13 protein-coding genes and 1 pseudogene are annotated in these 18,272 nt (G+C 63.6%); 9 read left to right on the top strand and 5 right to left on the bottom strand.

The genetic code is table 11. The features are described from left to right. Positions 1-163: 163 nt before the first annotated feature. Entirely contained in the window at positions 164-523 is a 360-nt protein-coding gene (locus tag O7A70_RS29995) for a hypothetical protein (RefSeq protein WP_337143575.1), read from the bottom strand. A 581-nt stretch (positions 524-1,104) separates the two neighbouring features. Here O7A70_RS29995 and O7A70_RS29990 point away from each other — a divergent pair. From O7A70_RS29990 to O7A70_RS29970, 5 genes are all read left to right on the top strand, one after another. Then, positions 1,105-1,287 carry a hypothetical protein gene (locus tag O7A70_RS29990; RefSeq protein ID WP_337143574.1) on the top strand — a complete coding sequence of 61 codons (183 nt, stop codon included), beginning with the start codon at positions 1,105-1,107 and terminating at the stop codon, positions 1,285-1,287. 291 nt (positions 1,288-1,578) lie between these two features. Continuing rightward, positions 1,579-2,571 (top strand): DUF3991 and toprim domain-containing protein, encoded by a 993-nt coding sequence (locus tag O7A70_RS29985; protein ID WP_337143573.1) that lies wholly within the window; start codon positions 1,579-1,581, stop codon positions 2,569-2,571. A 112-nt stretch (positions 2,572-2,683) separates the two neighbouring features. Beyond that, positions 2,684-3,286, top strand: a complete 603-nt coding sequence (locus tag O7A70_RS29980; RefSeq protein ID WP_337143572.1) for a DUF1419 domain-containing protein — start codon at positions 2,684-2,686, stop codon at positions 3,284-3,286. 10 nt (positions 3,287-3,296) lie between these two features. Next, on the top strand, positions 3,297-3,695 hold the full coding sequence (locus O7A70_RS29975; protein WP_337143571.1) for a DUF3085 domain-containing protein: 399 nt from the start codon (positions 3,297-3,299) through the stop codon (positions 3,693-3,695). 89 nt (positions 3,696-3,784) lie between these two features. After that, entirely contained in the window at positions 3,785-8,899 is a 5,115-nt protein-coding gene (locus tag O7A70_RS29970) for an N-6 DNA methylase (RefSeq protein WP_337143570.1), read from the top strand. A gap of 244 nt (positions 8,900-9,143) precedes the next feature. Here the strand turns inward: O7A70_RS29970 and O7A70_RS29965 are convergent. From O7A70_RS29965 to O7A70_RS29950, 4 genes and pseudogenes are all read right to left on the bottom strand, one after another. Next, a pseudogene (locus tag O7A70_RS29965) lies at positions 9,144-9,289 on the bottom strand (RES family NAD+ phosphorylase); the annotation flags it as partial. Between the two features lie 297 nt (positions 9,290-9,586). Next, positions 9,587-10,426: a thermonuclease family protein gene (locus tag O7A70_RS29960; protein WP_337143569.1), complete on the bottom strand. Its 840-nt coding sequence runs from the start codon at positions 10,424-10,426 to the stop codon at positions 9,587-9,589. Positions 10,427-11,375: 949 nt separating this feature from the next. Continuing rightward, complete coding sequence (locus O7A70_RS29955; RefSeq protein WP_337143568.1) at positions 11,376-11,621, bottom strand: hypothetical protein; 246 nt, start codon at positions 11,619-11,621, stop codon at positions 11,376-11,378. Further along, complete coding sequence (locus tag O7A70_RS29950) at positions 11,618-11,911, bottom strand: hypothetical protein (RefSeq protein ID WP_337143567.1); 294 nt, start codon at positions 11,909-11,911, stop codon at positions 11,618-11,620. Before O7A70_RS29950 ends, O7A70_RS29955 begins: the two co-directional genes overlap by 4 nt. A 1,683-nt stretch (positions 11,912-13,594) precedes the next feature. Here O7A70_RS29950 and O7A70_RS29945 point away from each other — a divergent pair. The 4 genes from O7A70_RS29945 (at position 13,595) to O7A70_RS29930 (ending at position 18,271) form a co-directional block, all read left to right on the top strand. Next, a complete protein-coding gene (locus O7A70_RS29945; RefSeq protein ID WP_337143566.1) occupies positions 13,595-13,918 on the top strand; it encodes a DUF736 domain-containing protein in 324 nt (107 codons plus the stop codon). 898 nt (positions 13,919-14,816) lie between these two features. Beyond that, positions 14,817-16,595, top strand: a complete 1,779-nt coding sequence (locus O7A70_RS29940) for a ParB N-terminal domain-containing protein (RefSeq protein WP_337143565.1) — start codon at positions 14,817-14,819, stop codon at positions 16,593-16,595. A gap of 392 nt (positions 16,596-16,987) precedes the next feature. Continuing rightward, on the top strand, positions 16,988-17,914 hold the full coding sequence (locus O7A70_RS29935) for an ArdC family protein (protein ID WP_337143564.1): 927 nt from the start codon (positions 16,988-16,990) through the stop codon (positions 17,912-17,914). Positions 17,915-18,046: 132 nt separating this feature from the next. Continuing rightward, positions 18,047-18,271: a hypothetical protein gene (locus O7A70_RS29930; protein ID WP_337143563.1), complete on the top strand. Its 225-nt coding sequence runs from the start codon at positions 18,047-18,049 to the stop codon at positions 18,269-18,271. The last annotated feature ends 1 nt before the right edge of the window (position 18,272 follow it).

The following is an 18,272-nucleotide window of genomic DNA, read 5'->3' as shown; positions in this document are numbered from 1 at the left end:
TCGAACCGGCTCCTCGTCCCTGGACTTAAGCGTAAGCTCTGAAATCGTCATGTGTCGAAGCCCTCAAAGGCTCCGAGCATCGTGGCTCACGACCACGCGCGAAAGGTGGCGCCGGGACAGCGCTCACGCTTCATCGCAAGCCACGGGCTTTTGCCCGTCTCCCTCAGGCACACGAGACGTGCGAGTTCGCGCATTGCGGGAGCGCGCTTCGGATCTGTTTCATGTCGTCTACGAGCCGTTCCAGCGACCCCGCGCGTTGCAGCTCCTTGAAAAAGTTGCAGCTCCTTGAAAAAATGGTGCGGCGTAAGGCCCCCAGCCGGTGCTTCTCGGCCAGGCTCCAAACATACGGATAGGCGACCATGAAATCGGATCGTGGCGTGGCCTCGGACAGCCCGGTCTTGGTCAAGATACCCCCGCCCACGAGCCGATCGGCCCTTTCGATGATTTGACGTGCCCTCGATGTTGAAAGACGATGCTCCTGCGCCAGATCGGCGATGGTCTTGCCATTCAAAAAGCCGTTCACCAAGGCTTACATTTCGGTCGACGTTCGGACTGTGCCCCAAGCAGGCCCGCAGCCGGTCCACTATCGTCATCGCACCACTTCCCTCGACGGTCTCGCGTTTCGATTCAAGGTAACCGCGATCATGTTTTTGCTAACAGCAGGATCGCTGGGCCAAACGCCCTGATTTGACGGGGCAAGTGTCGTCCAAAACGGTCTTTCCCGCAACAACGGCAAAGGGCCCGGCAGAGGGCTCCGATTCACCCATGCCACTCACCTTGAGCAGTTCGATCTTTTCGTCAACGATCGGTGATTGTCTCCCAAAGCCATGAGAGATTTCCCGAGTCGACGCCTCCAAGCGCTGTTTACGAGACGAGAACGGGCGTGCGGAAGGGGCTGATCACCTTCGAACAAGCCCAACCCCGCTCTTCTGTGATGGCTTTCCTGGTCCTGCTCCGGATCTTCCACGATCAACCCTCAAGGGGTCCGCTACGCCAGCGTGCGGCCGCTTGGCTAAAGCCTGCGCGGTGATCGCGACCGGATCACGACACTGACGGGAGCCATCGAACGGGGATTGGCCTCGCTCAAAGATGGAAGGCCCTCAAATGTCGCACGATCTTTCAATCGCTCAACACCACGCCTTGGATCTCGCCCGCACCCTGATGGTTCCGGTCACCCTGTTCGAGGTCGACGGGCTGATCGGCGTCTTGCCGAGCGACGAACTCGGCGATGCGGACGTCGAAATCCTTCAGGTATACGACCCGTTCCAGATCGGGCCGGCTCATTGAGCCGGCTGCGGACTTGGCGGTCCGCCCCCTCGGAAATGCGGGGTTGCGCCGCCTGCGGCCCAGCCGCCTACCGATTGGCGTACCGATGCGCCGTGATGGTGCCGCTTGCGAGCGAGCGGCGGCAAGGGAGGCTGCGCCGCGGCCGGGAATACGTTGCCCTGCGGAATTCCCAAGGTGCCGGCCGCGCCCTTGCCCCCTTCGCTCTTCGCGGCAGTGGGGAATGGTCCCGCGGGGTTAGCGGGAAAGGAAACCGAACAGAAAGGCCGGAACCTGATGGGCTCCGGGAGTGGAATGAAGAAGAGTGATGTCGAGGAACTCAGGAGCGGGGTGCTGTGTGCCGCGGTGCTGGAGCGGGCGGGCTTCGCGGTCGATGGGAAGGAAAGTACCAAACGCGCCGTAAAATTCCGGCGCGGCGACGAAATCATCATCGTCATCCACGATGGCAAGGGCTGGTTCGATCCGCTGTCGGAGGCCAAGGGAGACGTCTTCCGACTGGTCGAGCACCTCAAGGGTATCTCCTTCGTGGAAGCGCTCGACCATGTGGCGGATCTGGTCGGGTTCGTCGCCAGCGAGCCTGTCTGGACGCGCGTTCCACGCAAGCACCGGCCGGACCTTTCCATTTCGGCGCGCTGGCAAAGCCGCCGCAGCCCCTGGCAGGGTTCCTTGACCTGGCGCTATCTGCGCGACGAGCGCCGTCTTCCAGAGGCGGTCATCGGCGCGGCGATCCGCCAGAACCGGCTCCGCGAGGGGCCGCGCGGCAGCATGTGGGCCGCCCACACCGACGAAACCGGCGCGGTCACTGGCTGGGAGGAGCGGGGTCCTGAATGGCGTGGTTTCGCGACCTGTGGCGCCAAGATCCTTTTCCGTCTTGGCGCTGTGGACGCAATCCGTTTCTGCGTCACCGAAGCGGCCATCGATGCCATGAGCCTCGCCGCGATCGAGCAGATGCAGCCCGGCAGCCTCTATCTGAGCACCGGCGGCGGCTGGGCGCCGGCGACTGTGGCGGCCATCCGGAGGCTTGCGGCGCGCCAGGGCGCGCTTCTGGTCGCCGCCACCGACAACAACGCGCAGGGCGAGGTCTATGCCGAGCGGCTCAAGGCGGCCGCGGTGGAGGCGGGATGCGGTTTCGAGCGATTGCGCCCTGCGGCCGATGACTGGAACGAGGACCTGCGTACGACAGAGAACCAGAAGAAGAGGGAAGGAGGGGGAGAAAAAAAACCCGGCTGCCGCATGCCCGCCGGCCGCGTCAAGGGTGAAGCTTCGCCCGGCTTTGCCGGCCCTTGACCCGCCCGGACGGAGAGGCGGCCGCGGGGGAGGGGTCAGGAAGGGCTGAAGGCGATGGCGATCCAGCAGGGCGAGCCGCGCTCCGGCCCGACGAGGCTGAAGGAGCCCCCTCATGAACCCCACCTCTCCCATCCGCAAGATCTACCAGGGCATTGCCGACCGCGGGCAGATGTTTCGTTTGTTCGACCGCCATGCGCAGCGTCCGAACCGCTTCGGGGACGACGCCAGCGCTCTCTACCGGAACGAATGGTTCCAGATCGCCCAGCCCGAGCACGACTACATGCTCGGCATCCTGCCGCCGCTCTGGATGCGCCGGGAAATGTTCGCGCTCAGCGAATTCCTTACCGGCAGCGTCACCAGCGTGTTTTTCCGGCTCAGCATCGACGGCTCGATCCGGTACTTCCACAGCTATTGCGATCTCTCCGACAAGGGCTCGCCCGAGCGCATGCGGGCCGCGATCGCTGAGCGCGAGTCCTGGCCGGTGAAGGCGATCACGCATGAAGAGCGCCTCGAGCATATCTGGTCGAGCACGCATGACGACTATCGCGGCTATGCCGGCGAGCTCTGGCTGCCCGAGCATCGGGGGAAGCGCACGGTGCTGGTCTATGACCGCGGGCGCACCGTGCTCAAGCTGCTCGACCATTTGACCGACGAGGAGATCGCCGCCAAGCTGCCCGTGCAGCTCAGGCATCTCCCCACCAACGTGGCGGCGTGAGGTGCGGGCGATGTTCACATTTCCGATTGTGGCGGTCCGCAAGGTGATCGATCACGGCATTGCCGATGCCGCCGCCAATGGCGGCTTCCGCAACCCCTATTACGGCACAAGGCCCGGCGAAGGCGAGAATGCCGGTGTCTGGCTCGTCGGCGACCAGGGTGTGTATATGTGTTCCAACGGCAAGCTCGCCGAGGGTGCCCGTCCCCTCGTCCTTTATTCCGAACAGTGCCATCCTGTCGGCAATCCCGACTGGTGGGACTACAAGCGCCGGCATTTCGGCGCCGATGACGGTATCGAGTTCATCGAGGCCGAGCGGCTGGTCCCGCTCTTCGACCGCCACCGGCGCGCAACACATCTCACCATCGAGCTCACCGAGGCCGAGATCACGCTCTCGCTGATCACTCGCTGACCATCCCAAGAACCGCGCCGCTTTTCGCCCGGCCGACCCTGTTCGGCCGGGGGGAAAGCGCGCGCCTTCGAGCACAGGAGACATTTCCAATGGCGCATGACGACCCCTTCACCATCGACCTCTTCGGCAACACGTCGCTCTCGTCAGGCCTCGGCCTCGGCATGACCGCCTTTTCGACCGGAGTCGACGCCGATCCGGACCATGACGACGAGCGACCGCCGTCGGCACCGGCGCCTACCATGCCCGTGGCAAATACCGCACGCCCGCCGGCACCGAACCGACGAGAACGGGGTCTGAACTTTCACCTCAGCGGTGAGCGTGGACTTGCGCGCGGCTGGAAGGAGCGGGCCCGCGACAGCATCGCGGCGATCCGGCTGGCGGCCGAGATCGAGGCTGCGGAACGGCCCGCCACGCGCGAGGAACAGCAAAGGCTGATCCGCTTCACAGGATTTGGCGCGTCCGACCTCGCCAATGGCGTCTTTCGCCGCCCAGGCGAGATCGACTTCCGCGACGGCTGGCAGGAGATCGGCACCGAACTGGAAGACGTGGTCGGCGAGGCCGACTACGCCTCGCTGGCCCGCTGCACGCAATATGCGCATTTCACGCCGGAGTTTATTGTCCGCGCGATCTGGGCTGGCCTGCAGCGGCTTGGCTGGCGCGGCGGCCGCGTTCTCGAGCCCGGCATCGGAACGGGGCTGTTTGCGGCTTTGATGCCGGCCGAGCTTCATGACCGTTCCCACGTCACCGGTGTCGAGCTCGATGCGGTCACGGCGCGCATCGCCCGGCTGCTCCAGCCGCGAGCGCGCATCCTCAGCGCCGACTTCGCCCGCGCCGAGCTGCCGGCTTCGTTCGACCTCGCTATCGGCAACCCTCCCTTTTCGGATCGCAGGGTGCGTTCCGATCGTGCGTACCGATCGCTCGGCCTTCGCCTGCACGACTATTTCATCGTGAAGGCGCTTCGGTTGCTCAAGCCCGGCGGCCTCGCCGCCTTCGTGACCAGCCACGGGACGATGGACAAGGCGGACGCCACGGCGCGCGAGCAGATCACGAAATCGGCCGATCTGATCGCCGCCTTCCGTCTGCCCGAAGGCAGCTTTCGCGCCGATGCCGGAACGGACGTCGTGGTCGACATCCTGTTCTTCCGCAAACGCAATGTCGGCGAGCCCGAAGGCGACGTCGCCTGGCTCGATCTCGAGGAGGTCCGTCCGGCGACGGAAGAGGAGGGCGCCATCCGCGTCAATCGCTGGTTCGCGCGGCATCCGGATTTCGTTCTCGGCACCCACGCGTTGAGGCGCGGCATCTACGGTCCCGACGAGGCCTATACCTGCCTGCCGAGGCCCGCCGGCGATCTCAATGAAATGCTCACAGCTGCGATCTCTCTCCTACCGGAAGCGCTTTATGATGGCCAGCCGGACGCGATCGGCATCGATGGCGAGGACGGGGAGGACGCGCCGGCCGACGGCGACCATTGCGGCGACAGGCATCTGCGCGAAGGCAGCTTCTTCGTCGACCTCCGGCATGGCCTGATGCAGGTCGTCGATGGCGAGCCGGCACCGGTCAAGGTCCGCAAGGGCCGCGCCGGTGACGGCATCCCGCAAAAGCATGTCCGGATCATTCAGAAACTGGTCCCCGTCCGCGATGCCGTGCGTGCGGTGCTGAAGGCACAGGAGCTCGACAGGCCGTGGCGGCAAGCGCAGGTCAGCCTGCGCATCGCGTGGTCGAGCTTCGTCAGGGATTTCGGCCCGATCAACACCACCGTCGTCTCGACCACTAAGGATGAGGAAACCGGTGAGGTGCGCGAGACGCATCGCCGGCCGAACCTGCAGCCGTTTACGGATGACCCGGATTCCTGGCTCGTCGCCTCTGTCGAGGACTACGATCTCGAATCCGATACGGCGAAGCCCGGTCCGATCTTCACCGAGCGCGTGATCGCGCCGCCATTGCCGCCGATCATAAGCTCGGCCGCGGATGCGCTCGCCGTGGTCCTCAACGAACGCGGCTGCGTCGACATCGACCACATCGCCGAGCTTATGCATTCCGATACCGACGGGATCATAGCCGAACTCGGCAGCGCCATTTTCCGCGATCCGGCTGACGGTTCCTGGCAGACGGCGGATGCCTATCTGTCCGGGGCGGTCCGCGACAAGCTGAAGGCCGCTGAAGCCGCGGCGGCGCTCGATCCCGGCTACGAACGCAATGTCACAGCGCTCACGGACGTGCAGCCCGCCGATCTCAGCCCCTCCGACATCACCGCGCGTCTGGGGGCTCCCTGGATACCGGCCACCGATGTCGCCGCGTTCGTGCAGGAGACAATGGGTGCAGAGATAAAGATCCATCACATGCCCGAGCTTGCCTCATGGAGCGTCGAGGCCCGTCAGCTTGGATGGACCGCCGCCGGTACGTCCGAATGGGGCACCGAACGCAGGCATGCCGGCGAACTGCTCGCCGATGCGCTCAACAGCCGTGTCCCCCAGATATTCGACACCGTCCGAGACGGCCAAACCGAGCGCCGCGTCCTCAATGTTGTCGACACGGAGGCGGCGAAGGAAAAGCTCCAGAAGATCAAGACCGCCTTCCAGAACTGGGTCTGGTCCGATCCGGACCGCACCGACCGCCTGGCCCGTATCTACAATGACCGATTCAACAACATCGTGCCCCGAAGGTTCAACGGGGACCATCTGCAACTTCCCGGCGCCTCTGGCGCCTTTTCTCTTTATGGGCACCAGAAGCGGGGCATCTGGCGCATCGTCTCGGCCGGCTCGACGTATCTTGCCCACGCCGTCGGCGCGGGCAAGACGATGACGATCGCCGCCGCGATCATGGAGCAGAAGCGTCTGGGGTTGATTGCCAAGGCCATGCTGGTCGTGCCCGGCCATACTCTGGCGCAGGCCGCGAGAGAGTTTCTCGCGCTTTATCCCAACGCCCGCATCCTGGTCGCCGACGAGACGAATTTCTCAAGGGACAAGCGGCACCGTTTCCTGTCCCGCGCCGCGACCGCCAACTGGGACGCCATCATCGTTACGCATTCGGCATTCCGCTTCATCGGCATCCCCTCCGCCTTCGAGCAGCAGATGATCCATGACGAGTTGGAGCTCTACGAGACGCTGGTCACCAAAGTCGAGAGCGACGATCGCGTCTCGCGCAAGCGCCTCGAGCGGTTGAAAGAAGGCCTGAAGGAGCGGCTCGAAAGTCTCGCCACGCGCAAGGACGATCTTCTGACCATCTCCGAGATCGGCATCGACCAGATCATCGTCGATGAGGCGCAAGAGTTCCGCAAGGTCTCCTTTGCGACCAACATGTCGACGCTCAAGGGTGTCGACCCCAACGGTTCGCAGCGCGCCTGGGACCTCTATGTGAAGTCTCGGTTTGTCGAGACGAAGAACCCGGCCAGGGCGCTCGTGCTCGCTTCGGGCACACCTCTAACAAACACGCTTAGCGAGATGTTTTCCATGCAGCGCTTTCTCGGCCATGGAGCGCTCGCCGAGCGCGGCTTGCACGAGTTCGACGCCTGGGCAGCCACCTTCGGTGACGTCACCACCGAACTGGAGCTTCAGCCCTCCGGCAAATACAAGCCGGTGACGCGCTTCGCCAGCTTCGTCAATGTCCCCGAGCTGATCGCGATGTTTCGCAGTTTTGCCGATGTCGTGATGCCGCGGGACCTGCACGAATATGTCAAGGTGCCCGCGGTTTCGACCGGCCGGCGACAGATCCTGACGGCCAAGCCCTCGCCTGCCTTCAAGGGCTATCAGGCGGTGCTCGCCGAGCGCATCAAGGCGATCGAGATGCGCGACCGCCCGCCGGAGCCTGGCGACGACATTCTTCTCTCGGTGATCACCGACGGCCGCCATGCCGCGATCGACCTGCGGCTGGTCGATGCCGACAATGACAACGAAGCCGACAACAAGCTCAATCTTCTTGTGTCGAACGCCTTCCGCATCTGGCTTGAAACGGCGGATCACACCTACGTCCGTGCCGACGGCAAGCCCTACGAGCTTTCCGGCGCCGCGCAGATGATCTTTTCCGATCTCGGAACGATCAACGTTGAAAAGACAAGGGGGTTCTCGGCGTATCGCTGGATTCGCGACGAGCTGATCCGTCTGGGCGTTCCCGCCTGCGAGATCGCCTTCATGCAGGATTTTAAGAAATCGGAAGCCAAGCAGCGGCTGTTCGGCGATGTCCGTGCCGGCAAGGTGCGGTTCCTCATCGGCTCCTCGGAGACGATGGGCACCGGCGTCAACGCCCAGCTTCGTTTGAAGGCACTGCATCACCTGGACGTGCCCTGGCTCCCCTCGCAGATCGAGCAGCGCGAGGGCCGCATCGTCCGACAGGGTAACCAGCACGACGAGGTCGATATCTTTGCCTATGCGACCGAAGGCTCGCTCGACGCAACCATGTGGCAGAACAATGAGCGGAAAGCCCGTTTCATCGCGGCGGCGCTGTCCGGCGACACCTCCATCCGGCGGCTTGAAGATCTTGGCGAAGGGCAGGCCAACCAGTTCGCGATGGCGAAGGCGATTGCATCGGGTGACCAGCGGCTGATGCGGAAAGCCGGACTTGAGGCTGACATCGCACGGCTCGAGCGTCTGCGCGCCGCCCACATCGACGACCAGCACGCCGTGCGCCGGCAGATCCGGGATGCCGAGCGCGACATCGAGTATTCAACCCGGCGTATTGGCGAGATTGGACAAGACATCGAGCGGCTCGTGCCGACCAGTGGCGATGCCTTCGCCATGGCCGTGACTAAAACATCCTACGGCGAGCGCAAGGAAGCCGGCCGGGCGCTGATGAAGGAGATTCTCACCCTGGTCCAGCTTCAGCAGGAGGGCGAGACCGTGATCGCGTCGATCGGCGGGTTCGACCTCGAATATTCCGGCGAGCGCTTCGGGCAAGAAGGTTATCGCTACACCACCATGCTCCTGCTCACCGGAGCGGATCATGAGATCGAGCTGCCGGTGACGGTTACCCCGCTCGGCGCCGTCGCGAGATTGGAGCATGCGCTGTCCGGTTTCGGGGAGGAACGGGAACGCTATCGGCAGCGCCTCGCTGACGCCCGGCGGCGGCTCGCCTCCTACCGGTCCCGCGACGGCGGCGAATTCGCCTTTGCCGGCGAACTGGCCGACAAGCGCCGCCAACTTGCGGACGTCGAAGCTGCCCTGGCATCGGAGGTGCGGAACGACGCAGCATCGGCCGCGCAAGCAGCGTGACGTCAAGACCTGCTCAACGCAAACCGGACCTTGAATGCAATGCAACAGACGCATGGCTGCATTGCACAATAGTCGGTTTCCGGCTGATCAAAACGCGGGCATCCTGCACGCTGCTGGTGCACATGGCGGTCTTCTCCTCCCAGTGCCGCCGCACCAGCTGTTCCCCTCTGGAGGTTTTGACCTTCAAGATTTATGGGCCGGCGTTTGCCGGCCCATTTTTTGGCACATCATTAGCCTTGACCCTCTATCGCGACAGGCGGTGCTCGTCGTCGATCAGGACAAGTCGGGCCGGCGGAATGTCGGCCCATCTCCACAGAACGAGGTTCATGTCCTTGGCAGTCGAACCCGCGGCAAAGCTCGAACGAGCAGGCCGTCATATCCGGCGCCGAGATGCTGACAGCCATCGGGATCAAAGCCAGAACAATAACGATGGTGGCATAGCGAAATAGCCGATCATGCCTGAACATTCTCGGAACAAACTTGTACCAAGAACAGAAGCGTCGCGCGGCCACCGGTCTCTGTGTCCAGAGCGACTGGAGGCGCGCGGCCCGTTGTTACGGGCAGTTGATCATCACCCCAGGTAGCGATGAGCTGACGCCCCCTGGGCCGGTTGGCACGAAAACTAGCGCCACCGAAGAGCGCAACTGCTAAGATTGTTGGCTTTCCTTGGTCAGCGCGACTGCCGCGTTAACAAAGCGTCTCGCAAGCCACGCCGTCGCCGTCCCGATCAAGCTTCCGGCCCCATGAGCAGTTGTGCAGATACCATTGGGCTTCGTCGCACGAGCTGATTTGCGAGCAGTATCGTCGCGGCTCACACGAATAGCCGCCACTTTGCGCGACGAGTTTGCGGCTGACGATGTCGGGCGGCTGGCTCGATGGTGTGGAGACGTTAGAATGCAATGCGCGCCAATCCCAGGGTGCTTGGAAGTTACCGACCCACAGCCCGACCTTTGCCGCCTCTGCTTTCGCCTGCTTCGCTACGTAGGTGCCATGGCTGTATCGCGGCCAATCGAGCGCCTGGCCGTGCTCGACCATCCACGCTGCCACGCTGACGCCGTCGGCGCGCTTGCAGTCGCCGACGAAGCGGTGATAGCGATCCCAGCTCACGAATGTGCATTGTACGGGACTCGAGGCGGCCAGGAAGCTGTCCAGTGCTTCCGCAGATCGCCGTCCGCAAGGATATTCGAAGCCCTTGGCGTCCTCGCAGTATTGCTTGCTCTCCGGGGCGTCGACGCCGTTGAAACGGATCCTCTGCCCATGGACTTCGATCGTGTCGCCGTCGACGACGGAGGCGACGCCAGTGATCGGCTGCGGCTTCGGCCCAAACCAGCTCGCCGTATCGATGTCGGGCAAGTTGTCGCTGTGCTGCATGGCCGTTTGGGCGGCCAGTGCGCCAGCCGCGGCGACAGTCACGAAGATCAGGCGCCCCGGCGCGCTTGCCCAACGTCGGGCGCGCGAGCGCCTGGCGCCGGTGTGCTTCAGCCATTGGTCAGATCGATTGTGGTGCCGAGATTTATTCAAGCCCATCCCCACTCGGAAGGATGCTCTTAAATATATATGCGCTGCATTGCAAATGCATCCGGAGAATTATGCCGGGGTCCCCGGGGTTATGGTTGGATAAGTGCGCCACCGTATTGCGCCCAAAGGTGTTCGCAGTCCCACACCCTCAAGCTTGGCGTCCCCGGTTCCCCATATAGGACCATTGCACCGCGAACGTCGTATCCAAGCACCGACGCATTGGCGACAAACTGGATGGCGCGCCCTAAGCTGATAGGGCCGATGCGGGCTTCAGTTTTGCTGGTGAGATCGATCATTCCAAAGATTTCCGCGTCTGCGCCTCTGCCGGCCAAAACAGCCGTCGAAATTGCATCATCCCGGGCAAGGAGCATCGCATGGGTTCCCGTAAGCGGCGCCTGCTAACTTCGATGCGCGAAATTGGTTCCGCTTCTTCCCGGAACAATCTGAGATCAACCATCTCACACCAGTCGACCGGCTGGCCCCATTTCCTGCAATTGCACACTTGTTGCGGGAGGTTGCCGCCGTGCCGGCAGCCGGCGATCGGCGGCCAAGGTCCGAAGGTTTATCACCCGCGCAATTTCTTGGCCTCCCGTTCCAAGGTTTTGCGTCGTTGCCGTGCTCGCCGGTCAGTTCTCGAACTTGCTAAGGTCGTAGTCCGGTGTCGCTTGGCGAAGTAACGGACCTCCGGATCTTCGTCAGCCGACACGCTGTCGCGGTCACGCAAGTGATCCTCCTGAGAGGAAGCAAAAACAGCTTCCACGCGCGATGTTCCGGTCTCTTTTAGCAATTGCTAACGGAACGCTTCCGGCCGTGCGATATGCTGCTCTGGGCTGCAGACGAAAGGTCTGGTGTGGGTGCTCGACGGCTTTACACTCGGCGCCCGGTTCAGCCGCAGACGTACAGAAGAACTCCACCGCCCCGAATTAGACACGCCATCCCCTTGGCACATTACTCACCATCATAGCGCCTTACCGGCCCGCAGCATGGCCCGTGCAATCGCCAGATCGGCTTCGAGCTTGGCGTTTTCCTTCTGCGTTATGTTGTCGGCCGCGATCAGGCGGCGCAGCGACCACATGATTTCGTATCTGCGCCAGCCGGCCTCCAACATGCAATCGACAATGGCCTGAAAGCCGGGCTCCACTGCTTCCTGGCAGTCGACCTCGCGATCGGCGTATTCGCGCTCGTGCCTAGGTCCGTTGATCATCCGTTACCTTCCACCACGCTGTCTTCGTCCAGCGCACGCGGCACCGGAAGATAGGCATTTGCCACAAGCCACTCGCTGACGATCGTTTCCACCAACACCGGCTTCGGCTTGCCTATTTCGGCGGCCAGGCCGCTCAATACCTCTTCGGTGTACGGATCAAGGCGGAGCCCGCCGACGTTTCTGAGCAGCAGCGCGGCCCGGCGTAGCAAAACCTGCAGATCGGCCCGCGAAGCGTCTGCTATGTTGTCGGCGGCGCTTTCCAGTTCATACACGAATTGCTGTCGGGACATCGGCCATGCTCCTACAGGAATGTCTCACCTTCGCCGCGATGTTCGAAACACAACCCGCTTCGACTTGGCAAAGCCCCAACCGGCATCCTTGCTGCAGCCATCGTGCTCGCAAACCTGGTGCGTCGATCATCGGCAACAGTGGACAAAATGAGAACGAAAAAGTCAAGCTGCCCCTTGACCGGACAGGACTATGTTTCTCGATGCATGCCCGAGCAACCCGAAAAAGTGGCCGACAGGCGCCTCCTGGACCCTGACGCATGCTCATGACGCAGGGCAGGTGGCCGGCATCCGCTGCGCCGGCTGCAACGTCACCCGCCATTACAAGCCGCTCGAGTTGCAAGAAGTGTCGGCAACGTCACGATCGACGAAGTGCGCGGCAAGGCACGCTGCCAAGGGTGCAAGAGCCGAGAGTGGATGAGCGCGCAGCTATTCCACTCGACAGGAGAGCTGGCGCACATGATCCGCTTCCGGCCCCTGGTGCAGATCCGCTGGGAGAAGCGGGTGATCTGGCGCGATGAGTAAACGAACAGCGGGAGCGGCCCGGCAGGCTGGCGGGGTAGGCCAGCACGAGCCGGGCCTAACCGGCGGGGGCTCGGAAACGAAACACGGCACCGGCTGACGAAAAATATACTCCATTGCTAATATGCTGGTTGCATACCCATAAGGCTTAGTCGTTTTGTCCGCCGGGCGCCTGCGCTGATGGCGCGCACCGGGTGCTCGTGCACCGAGCCCGCGCTTCTTCGACAGGCTCAGGCGGTCTCGGCCATGCGGCTTCGCCCCCTGGCGCAGGCAGCCCTCGTAGGCTGTGACGGTCGCCGCTCTTTTTGGGCGGGCGTTGTCTTTTTGGTTGCCCTTCCCGGCGGCGCGGTGTGGGCACAGCGAGATGGTGAGCGGAGAGCAGATCACGCGTAGAACCGGCAAACGTGGAGCCCGTGGCGAAGTTGGCGGGAATGGAAGCCCGCAGCCGAGGGCCGGCCTTTGTCTGAAATCACAGACCAGATCTGAAGATCGCGAAGCAGGTTGCCGCGCTTAAGTTCGGACTGGCGGATCCGTCAAAGACGCAGAAAGGTGACGATCCGCGACGTGAAAACGGGCGTCGACTCGATCGTCCCGCAGGCCGAGGACATCGCTGCGGTGATCCCGGTTTATGTCGGCATCGACACGGAGCTGCGGCTTCTGCCGAGGCGAAGACCGGCAATGCAACCTGATGCACGCGGCAGGCACGTCGCCAAACGGCGACCGCTCAGCACCGCTTCCGGTTTTCAGCTGTGCGCACCACAAACTGCCCCAAGGACACCCGCCTACTGGGAGCAGTTTGGCGCTTGCTACTGGCATGGGTCTTGGCGGGGTGACGGAGGGGTCCGCAGCCTTGGCGTCGCCTTAACCTCTGCTTCGGCTTGGCGACCGCATCTCCAGGCCGTCTCCTTTGCTCGTACCAAGGACCATCCCCTGCGGCTGGCTTGGTGACCTATGCGCGGATCCGGCCCGCCCGAAACCCTCGCCGCCAGCTTTTTTCCCCGCCGCCTGCGGCGGCTTCCTCGCGCCGCTTCGCTTCAAAAAAGCCGCCCGCTCGGGTCCTCTGCTGCCGCTGCGGCCCTTCAGGTTCGGGCAGGCCGGACGCGCCCATCACGGTCCGCCATCGCAGGGGAATGGCCCCGGCGGCAGCAAAAAGGAGACTTCGAAATGCCCGCGATCGGATACGTTACCAAGCAGGAAAACGGCGGCTACAAGGGCCAGCTCAAGACGCTCAGCGTCCGCGCCGACATCGCCATCGTGCCCAATCAAGCCAAGAGCGCCGACACCCATCCCGACTTCCGGGTGCTAACCCAAGGGGTCGAGGTCGGCGCCGGCTGGATCAGGATCGGCGAGGCGTCCGGCAAGGATTATGTGAGCCTGTCAATCGCCGCACCTGAGTTCGGTCCGCGCAAGCTCTACGCCAATCTCGGCCGCGCCGCCGGCCAGGATGATGACGATACCTATGCCATCATCTGGAACCCCGCGGACTGATCGATCCGCTCCGAAAGCTCCCGCGCCGCCGGCGGCGCGGGGGTTCCTTCTGAGGCCTTCCAGCCCGCCCAAGGCGCCGGCGGGCTGCCGACCGACTTTTCGCCCGTCGCGCGCCACTCGCTCGCCCATCCTCGCATCCTTGTTTCTGAACTGATCCGAGGATCATCATCGACCACGAAAACGAACGTGCCGCCCGCGCCAAGAAGGGCAACCGCGCAGCCCGTCGTCTTTGTCGGCTCTCCCAACGCACGCTCGAACGGATGCGGCTCAAGTGCGGCGGTCCGCAATTTCGTAAGCAGCCGCTTCGTGCGCTATCACATCGACGAGCTCGACGGCTGGTCGAAGGCCTGCCGCAAATTCCGCACCCCGAGACGGTCACGACAGCTCCGGAACGGGTCCGCTCATGATTGGGCGCCCTGCTCTCCATTTGATCGGCAGTAACTTGCGGCACTCGAGGCCGCAGCCGTCAGCCTTGGCCTGACCGGCTTCATGCCTTCGCCGATCCATCGCCTTGGCTCGTCTGGAACGGTCGGCAAGAGCCGTGATCGGACTCTACCGCGTACGGCGGAGCCGGCGATCTCGTGCTCGCCGGCATGCCCAAGCTGACACCCGCCGTGGAAGGGCGAGAAAGAATCGGGAAGAGATCGGGGGAAGAAAGAGAAACCGATCGCAGATCGGTCCTCCCGGCGACGCTTTGCGCTCAACCGCGCCCTCTCACCCCGGCCACTCGCCCCGCGCAGGGCTGTAAGCCCCGCTTGTGCTTCGCGGCAGGGCTGCTCGCGCGCAGTTGCGTCGGTCGGACCGGCCTGCGGTCCGGAAAATGTCTTCGCACAGAAATGGAGACGGGAAGGAGCGGCAGCTGACCGCTTCCGAAAACCTCGGACAAAGGAGTTTTCCGATGCACATCCTCAAACTTGATCCCCGCGCGCTCAACGACAATCCCGACGGTGCCCGTCGCTCGAAATCCTCGCCGCAGGCCGATGCGCTATTGCTCGCGACGATCAAGGCCGTCGGCGTCATCCAGCCGCCGGTCGTTTCGCCGCCGACCGACGGCCGCAACGGCTTCGTGATCCAGGCCGGCCATCGCCGCGTGAAGCAGGCGATCGCCGCCGGCCTCGAGGAGGTCGAGGTCCTGGTCGACGAAGCCGCAAGCGACAATGGCGCCATGCGTTCATTGATCGGCAACATCGCGTTCGAACCGCTCAATCCCGTCGACCAGTGGCGCGCCATTGAACGCCTGGTCGCTCTCGGCTGGACCGAAGAGGCAATTGCGGTAGCGCTCGCTTTGCCCGTGCGCCAGATCCGCAAGTTGCGCCTGCTTGCCAATGTGCTTCCGCCCATGCTCGACCAGATGGCCAGGGGCGACATGCCGAGCGAGCAGCAGCTGAGGACGATTGCCGCCGCTTCACTCGAGGAGCAAAAGCAGGTTTGGAAGGCACATAAGCCGAAGAAGGGTGAAACGGCCGGCTGGTGGCAGATTGCCAATGGTCTTTCAAAGACCCGCATGTATGCCCGCGACGCAAGCTTCGGCGACGATCTTCGCCAGGCCTATGGCATCGAGTGGGCGGAGGACCTGTTTGGTCCAGCCGACGAGGACAATCGCTACACCACGGATGTCGAAGCTTTCCTCGGCGCCCAGCAGGAGTGGATGACGAACAATTTGCCCAAGAAGGGCGTGCTCGTCGAAGTCAACGGTTGGGGCCAGCCGGACCTGCCGAAAAAGGCAGAACGCGTCTACGGCAAGCCGGCCAGAGGCGATTGCACCGCGATGTATCTCGATCGGGACGGCAAGGTGCAAAGCGTCCATTACCGCGTTCCGGAGGCCAGAAAAGCCAACGGGCAGTCCGCGGAGACGAACGGCTCCGATGAAGCCGATCACCACGCCAACCTCGCAGCAAAGCCGCGTCCGGACGTCACCCAGAAGGGCCAGGACATGATCGGGGATTTCCGTACTGACGCGCTCCACGAGGCTCTTGCCCGTGCGCCGATCGAAGACGACATGCTGATGGCGTTGCTTATCATGGCCTTCGCCGGCCTCAACGTTCGCGTCGATTCCGGTGCCAGCGACCATGTGTTTGGCCCAAAACGCTTCAAGCGACATGTCGCGCGTCTGTTTTCTGAAGACGGTATCCTGTCGTTCGACATCGAGACGGTGCGCGCTGCCGCCCGCTCTGTGCTGATCGACGTGCTTTCGTGCCGGCGCGGCATGTCGAACAGCGGTGTTGTTTCGCGCATTGCGGGCGAGATGATCGGCGCGGACGGTTACCTGCCGAACATGGGCACGGAGGATTTCCTTTCCTGCTTGTCGCGCCAGGCGCTCGAATTCGCTGCAAGCCAAGCGAATGTCCTGCCGCGGCCTCGCGTGCGCGAAACGCGCGCCGCACTCGTCGACCACTACAACTCCGAGGCCCGCCTGGTTCATCCGGCTGCACTGTTCACACCCGACCCGGGAGAGCTCGCCGATTTGATGCGGCATGCGGACGATTTCGACGAGGAGGAGGGAATTGGTTCGGCTGACCAATCTGAGATTGATCGGGCGGACGTTGGGCAGGATGATGATGTGGACCAGGTGGATCCCGCCGATCTGAAGCCGCACGAGGCCGAAGCCGAACCAAAAGAAACCCCCGATTACGTGACGGCGGAGAAGCAAGCCGCCTACGGAGTCGCGGCCGAATAGTGGCTGTTCCCATCGCGGTTCCGCGTCGCCGGCCATTGTCGGCGGCGCCTTTCGGTTAAGCTTGTGGGGCGAGGGCTCGGCCTTGCCCCTCTTCCTGCTGAACAGGCCGGCCCATCCGGGACCGGCCCGTTCCCATGTCGTCGCCGGCCGGTCCGACACGAAGGGAGGGAAGACAGGGCAGGGCTGCCGCTTCGCGGCCCGTCCCGAACGGCGGCCCTGCCGGTGCCGGCGGGCTGCGCAACGGCTTCGCCGTCCTCCACTTCCGTTCCGGCCCTTCGCCCGTCGCGCGAGCGCGACCGGGCTGATCGGGTGCGCAACCCTCCTGATTGCCCCGGCGACGGACCTCCGCGACGGGCCGCGATAGGCGCGGCCCCGCTACGGAGGTTCAGCACATGACGAACAAGGAAAAGATCTCGCGCACCGACATCTATACGCGCATCACCGAACGCATCGTGGCCGATCTCGAAAAGGGCGTCCGCCCTTGGGTCCAACCATGGCGCGCGAGCAACGCCAACGGCCGCGTCACGCGGCCGCTGCGTCACAACGGCCAGCCCTATACCGGCCTGAACGTGCTGCTTCTGTGGTCAGAGGCGACGGCACGCGGCTTCGCCTCCGCGATCTGGATGACGCTTCGCCAGGCAAATGAGCTGGGCGCGCATGTCCGTAAGGGCGAGAGCGGTGCCACCGTCGTCTATGCCAGCCGCTTTAGCAAGACGGAGGTCGATGCGGATGGTGGAGAGGTGGAGCGGGATATCCCGTTCCTCAAGGCCTACACGGTCTTCAATTCGGATCAGATAGACGGTCTGCCCGATCACTATTACCAGCGGGCGGAGACCGTCGCCGATCCCGCCGAGCGGATCGCGCACGCCGATCGCTTCTTCGACAATACGGGAGCGCAGGTGCGCTATGGCGGTGATAAGGCCTATTACGCTCCGGTCCCGGACCATATTCAGCTGCCTTGCCCCGAAGCTTTCCGGGACATGGCCTCTTTCGTGGCCGTGCGAGCACACGAGACCCTGCACTGGACATCCGCCCCCGGCCGGCTGAACCGGGATTTAAGCCGCTACCACAAAGATCACAGCGCCCGGGCGTTCGAGGAAATGTTGGTGGAACTCGGATCGGCCATGCTCTGCGCCGATCTCGCCATCGTGCCCGAACTAGAGCCGCGACCAGACCATGCCTCTTATATCCACAGCTGGGCGAAAATTCTTGGCTCCGACAAGCGGGCAATCTTTCAGGCCGCCGCCCATGCACAACGCGCCGTCACCTATCTGCATAGCCTCCAGCCGCGAGCGGCCGCAGAGCAGGGGGCCGCCTGATGCTTTCACGCTCCGTCTAAGACGGGGGAGGGCGGCGAAAGCCCTCCTCGATGCGCTTGCGCGTGATCTCGAGCGGCGCCGGCGTCCAGTCCACCGCAACGGCACTCCTCGCCGCATGGCGAGGTCGGGCCGATGCCAGACTGCGCCGTGTTCGCCAATACCGGCTGGGAGCCCCGCGCCGTATATGAGCACCTCGAGTGGCTGACGTCCGGCAAGGTGCTGCCGTTTCCGGTCCATATCGTCTCGGCCGGCAATATCCGCGACCAGCTTATGGCCGCTGGCGAGGGCAAGCGTTGCGCATCGATCCCCGCATTCGTGAAAACCGTCACCCGGCCGGCGCACAGGTCGCTGTCTTGAA

The organism is Mesorhizobium sp. Cs1299R1N1, from assembly GCF_037179655.1.
In the GTDB taxonomy this organism is placed as follows: domain Bacteria; phylum Pseudomonadota; class Alphaproteobacteria; order Rhizobiales; family Rhizobiaceae; genus Mesorhizobium; species Mesorhizobium salmacidum.
This window is presented reverse-complemented; position numbering and strand designations above follow the sequence as displayed.